The sequence below is a fragment of the Methylobacterium sp. WL18 genome, from assembly GCF_008040015.1.
Classification (GTDB): domain Bacteria; phylum Pseudomonadota; class Alphaproteobacteria; order Rhizobiales; family Beijerinckiaceae; genus Methylobacterium; species Methylobacterium mesophilicum.
Window position 1 is genome coordinate 1 of the sequence record NZ_VRVD01000312.1, and the last position, 5,349, is coordinate 5,349.

Annotated in this window: 4 protein-coding genes; 1 reads left to right on the forward strand and 3 read right to left on the reverse strand. The window is 68.8% G+C overall.

The genetic code is table 11. The features are described 5' to 3' along the window. Positions 1 to 3,129: S8 family peptidase (locus FV228_RS19240; protein ID WP_147856090.1), on the reverse strand; the 3,129-nt coding region annotated here is incomplete at its 3' end. Positions 3,130 to 3,458: 329 nt separating this feature from the next. On the opposite strand from FV228_RS19240, the gene FV228_RS19245 reads away from it, so the two are divergent. After that, the gene (locus FV228_RS19245) at positions 3,459 to 4,571 is read left to right on the forward strand and encodes a helix-turn-helix domain-containing protein (protein WP_147856091.1); all 1,113 of its coding nucleotides are present in this window, start codon (positions 3,459 to 3,461) and stop codon (positions 4,569 to 4,571) included. A gap of 45 nt (positions 4,572 to 4,616) precedes the next feature. Here the strand turns inward: FV228_RS19245 and FV228_RS19250 are convergent, their stop codons facing one another. Then, positions 4,617 to 5,075: a YeeE/YedE family protein gene (locus tag FV228_RS19250; RefSeq protein WP_147856092.1), complete on the reverse strand. Its 459-nt coding sequence runs from the start codon at positions 5,073 to 5,075 to the stop codon at positions 4,617 to 4,619. Beyond that, on the reverse strand, positions 5,072 to 5,349 hold a 278-nt coding region (locus FV228_RS19255; RefSeq protein WP_147856093.1), incomplete at its 5' end, for a YeeE/YedE thiosulfate transporter family protein. The genes FV228_RS19255 and FV228_RS19250, both read right to left, overlap by 4 nt.

Consider the following 5,349-nt stretch of genomic DNA (forward strand, 5'->3'; position numbering starts at 1 on the left):
CACCGGGCCGGCCACCGTCAGGGTCCCGGGCGAGTTACCCGGCCGCAGGGCGCCGGCCACGACGATCGGGGCGGCGACCGTGCCGGTGCCGCGCAGGGTCCCGGCCGCCGCCACCGTGATCGGCGAGGTCCAGAACCCGTTGAGCGACAGCGTGCCCGCCTGCACCGTGGTCGGTCCGGAGAAGCGGCCGGTGCCGGTGAGGTTGAGCGTGCCGGTGCCGACCTTGGTCAGGCTGGTCGGGCTGGTGCCATCCAGGATGGTGCCGGCATACGTGGACGAGGCGGGGCTGCCGACCGTGAGCCGGCCGTTGCCTAGGACGGCCGTTGCCGATCCGGACAGGGCGGACACGGTGTAGGCGCCGCCGCCGAGGTCGAGCGGTCCGGTGGTGGCGAGCGCGGTGATCCCGGTGATCGGGCCGGTGAACACCAGGCTGCCGGTGTTGGTCAGGGCGCCGTTGATCTGTCCGGACAGGCGGGCGGTGCCGGTGTTCGACACGGGGCCGCTGAGGGCGCCGTCGCTGACGAGCAGGCCGTCATTGCCGATCTCGGCGGCCGAGAGGCTCGCCCCGGAGGCGACCGCGACCGTGCCGGCATTGCCGAGCGCACCGGCCAGCCCGTAGGCGCCGCCACCCGCCACCGACAGGGTGGCGCCCGCGACGTTGGTGAAGGTGCCGTCGCTGGCGACCGTACCGGTGACCGCGAAGGTGCCGGCGGCGTTCCGGATCGCGCCGTCGACCCGCCCGGCGCTGGCGACCAGCGTGCCGGTGTTGGTCACGCCGCCTGAGACGGTGCCGCTGGTCGTGAGAATCCCTGCATTGGCGACGCCGCCGCCGATCGTGCCGGTGTTGGCCGTGTATCCGGCATTCGCCAGGCCGCCCGAGAGACTGCCGCTGGTGATGAGGGTTCCCGCATTGGTCGCGCCGCCGGCGATGGTGCCGCTGTTGGCGGTGTAGCCGGTATTGGACAGTCCGCCGGAGAGGATGCCGCTGGAGGCCAGCGTCCCGGCGTTGCTCACACCGCCCGCGATGGTGCCGCTGTTGAGGGCGTACCCGGCATTGGCCAGGCCGCCGGAGATCGCTCCGCTGCTGGCGAAGAGGCCGGCATTGATCACGCCGCCCCAGATGGTGCCGCTGTTTGACGTGTATCCGGCATTGGCGAGGCCCCCCGAGAGCGTGCCGCTGGTGGCCAGGATACCCGCATTGATCACGCCGCCCGTGAGGGTGCCGGTGTTGGCGGTGTAGCCGGCGTTGGCCAGGCCGCCCGAGGCGGTGCCGGCGTTCAGGAAGCTGCCGGCCGTGCCGACGGTGATCGGCGCGACGAGGCGGCCGGTCGCCGTCAGCGCCAGGGTGCCCGCAGCCACGAGGGTGCTGCCGGTATAGGTGTTGGCCGCCGACAGGCTGGCCGTGCCGGGGCCGGTCTTGACCAGGGAGCCCGGTCCCGTCCCGTCGATCATCACCCCCGCGAAGCTCGAGGTCCCGGTATCGATCTGCAGCGTGCCGGTGCCATTGAGGGTCACCGGCCGGGCGGTGGCGAAGCCGTCGGCCAGGACTTCGAGCGTGCCGCCGCCGAACGCGAGCCCGCCTGTCGCCGCACCGAGGTTGCGGTCGGCCAGGACGCCGAGCACACCGCCGTTGATCGCAGTGCCGCCGGCGTAGCTGTTGGTGCCGGTGAGATCGAGGATGCCGGCCCCGGTCTTGATCAGGCCGCCGGGCCCGGAGATGTCGTTGGCGAACAATCCGTAATAGGCTTGGCCCTTGTAGGTGGTGTTCACCGTCCAGGTCGAGGTGAACTGGCCGGGACCGTCGATCGCCTTGCCGAGGTTGAGCAGGCCCCAGCCGAACACGGCGTTCGGGATGTTGCTCGGACCGTCACCGAGATGGGTGGCGGTGGTGAACATCGTCTGGGCGATCTGCGGCGCCGTCAGGAACGGGAAGGCCTGCATCAGCACCGCGGCGGCGCCCGCCACGTGTGGCGCCGCCATCGAGGTTCCGCTGATCGTATAATAGCCGTTCGTATGTTGATCGACCGGATGGTCGTTGCGCGGCCAAGTCGAGTAGATCTCCGTCCCCGGTGCAGATATGCACCAAGCAGCCGCGGCGCCGCAAAGATTGCTCGACCAATTCGGCGCGTTGTTCTCATCGACGTTCACGACGGCGACAATATAGCCAGAAATATCCGAGAAGTCCGCCTGTTTCTGCTCGATTCCGTTTACGTCGAAGAGACGATAAACACCGCTATCAGCGTGTTTAGGTGTGATGTACGGAATCAACGATGAGCTGGACGCATTATTCCAATTATAAATATTTCCGTTGATATGATTGTTACCGGCCGCAAAAACCAAGAGCATGTCCTTTTGGGCGGCTTGCTTGATCGCGTCGTATTCAGATTTCATTGCTTCGTAAGAATATTTTTGAAAAACATTTGAGTCTCTAAAAGAATATCCGTAACTACCGTTCAGTATTCTCGCGCCGCGTTCGGCAGCATATTCAATCGCTGACGAAGTGTCGCCTATGAGTTGAGTGACGGGCTTATTGTAGGTTTTGCTGTCGTCGGTCCCCACGATAGCTCGGAGGGCCAAGATCGTGCTCTCGAACGCGACACCCATCATACCGGCGGGGTTACCGTCGCGGGCGGCGCCGATGGTCCCGGACACGTGCGTGCCATGCCCATCCCGATCCACGATCGCGGGCATGTCGAAAGGAGGCCGCGCCTGCGAAATCCACTCGTAGAAGTCGGCTGAGGCCGGCGAGATCCGCGTTCCGCCAGGGGTCGCCAGGTTCCGGAACTCTGGATGCCCTGCATCTATGCCGGTGTCGACCACGGCCACCAGCACGCCAAGGCCGGTAAAGCCGCGCGCATAGGCGGTCGCGGCATTGATGGCTCCGAGACCCCAATCGTTCCGATACTCGGGCGTGTCGAAATCCGGCGCCGTCAGGCCCAGGAACGCGGGCGAGCGTCTCACGACACTTTGGGCCGCCGCCGGCTCCAGCGCTGCGGCGAGTGCCACAAGCGAGCAACCGAGTAGAAGCCCGCGCCGAGCCCGTCCATGCCGCCTTCCGACGCGGTACGCTCGCGTGTCAGGGCCGCAGCGTTCACCCGTCGGGCTCATGGCATCGTGCCGGTCTGACATGAGGATCGTCCGTTCAGTCCCAAGGAAGGTTGGTCGCGGGACTTACGCAGGCACTCCTTTGACAGACTATGACGCCCCGGGCACAGGGTGCCGCGCACGCGCGATTTGGCACTTCCTTCACCCCTTTTGAGACGTACTGCATGCGGTGGGGCCACGCGATGAGCGCACTCGATCCGGATTGACCGGCGGGAAGCCTATCCAATGGTCCGGCCGAGGTGTGTCGAAGAGAATCGATATTATTCGGCGTTTTCAATTTGCTTCTTGCGGTAGTGCTCGTCGAAAGACTGATATCAATCGCTGGGAAGCGGGATCATTGCGGGTCCGATACGATGAGACATCACAGCGCCCTCGCCGACTCTGCAGAACAGCAGCGGGGCCCGGCCGCATCGACGGCGTCCCCTGCTGGCGCGGAGGCGTTCCGCTCAGGCGAAGCGGATGCCGCAGCCCCGGCCCCCGGCATCGCCTGCCTCCGCTTCGAGCCCCCCGGCGATCCGGCCGCGCTGGGCCGGGCCTGGCAGGCGCATCTGGCGCCGGTCTTCGCGGTCAGCTTCGGACCCGAGACCGACCTCACCGTCCCGATCGCGATGCGCAGCTATCACCTCGGCGAGCTGCTGGTCGGCGACGTGATCGCGCCCGCGCACATCCTCGAACGGTCGCCGGAGATGATCCGCCAGCAGGGGCTCGACCACATCCTGCTGCAGTTCTACCGGCGTGGCCAAAGCCTCGTCGAGACGGACCACGACGCTGAGCCGGTCGGCGAAGTCCAGTGCATCGTGTTCGACCTGGCCCAGCCCGTGCGCATCGTCGCGGGCGCCGTCGACGCCACGAACGTCGTGATCCCGCGCGTCTTGCTCGAGAAGCAGGGCTGCCACCCCGACGCCCTGCACGGCCGGCCCCTGGACCACGACGGCGACCCGTTCGGGCGCCTGGTCCACAGTTTCGTCGCCAACGTCGTCGCCTGCGGCGACCGTCTGGACCAGCGCGAGGCCCTGGCGGCGGCCGCGGCGATCACCCAGCTCTGCGCGACCTGGCTGCGCGGCCGGGATGCGGGGAACCCTGTCCCGCACCAGGACGTGCGGATCCGGGTCCGCCGGTTCATCGAGGCCGAGTTCGGGAACCCGAAGCTTTCGCCTGCGCTGATCGCCGCGCGGCTCGGCCTGTCGCGCTCGACCCTGTACCGCGTGTTCGCGCCGAACGGCATCGTCAGCTACATCCGCGACCGCCGCCTGATGCACGCGATGCGGATGCTGGTCCGGGACGAGGCGCAGCCGGCGCGCGTCTCGCGGGTCGCCTTCGCGGTCGGCTTCTCGGACGAGCGCACCTTCCGGCGCGCCTTCAAGCGCCGGTTCGGCTTCATCCCGAGCGACGCCGCGCAGCGCCCGGGCCCCGGCCGGGGACCCGAACCCCTGTCGGTCCTGCAGAGCTGGATCGAGAGCCTCTGAAGGGGCCGCCCCGCGCGCGGAACGCCCGGTCCGATCATCGGCCGGTCAGGCCGAGGGTCTCACAGAGGGCGCGTTTTTGGCGGGTGCAATCGGCAACAGGCCGTGGAGCGCCATGCCGATGAGCATCGCGGCGACGAACACCACGACCGGCACCGCTCCCGTGGACAGGGCCGCCACCGCCGGGCTGGGACAGAAGCCCGAGAGCCCCCAGCCGATCCCGAACAGGGCGGCGCCGAGGAGCAGGGGCGCATCGATCCGGCGCCGGCCCGGCAGGTCGAAACGGGCATCCAGCACTGGGCCCGGGAGGCGCCGGCTCACGGCATAGCCGAGCCCCGACACCGTGACGGCACCCCCGAGCACGAAGACCAGGCTGGGATCCCATTCGCCCGCGACATCGAGGAAGCCGCGCACGCGGGCCGGATCGAGCATGCCGGAGAGCGCCAGGCCGAGCCCGAAGGTGAAGCCGGCGGCCAGGGCCGCGAGGATGCGCAGGGCCGCGCTCACGCCAGCACCCGGGTTGCGGCCACCGTCAGCATGCCGGTGGCGAGGAAGGCCAGCACCGCCGCGAGCGAGCGCGGCGACAGGCGGGCGAGGCCGCACACCCCGTGCCCGGAGGTGCAGCCGGAACCGAGCCGGGTCCCGAAGCCGACCAGCAGGCCGGCCAGGGCCAGGACCGGCAGGTTTGCTGCGATCCGCATCTCGGGCCAGCGCCCGGCCAGCAACGCGAAGGCCGGCGGCCCGAGGACCAGCCCGAGCAGGAAGGCGGCGTCGGCGAGCC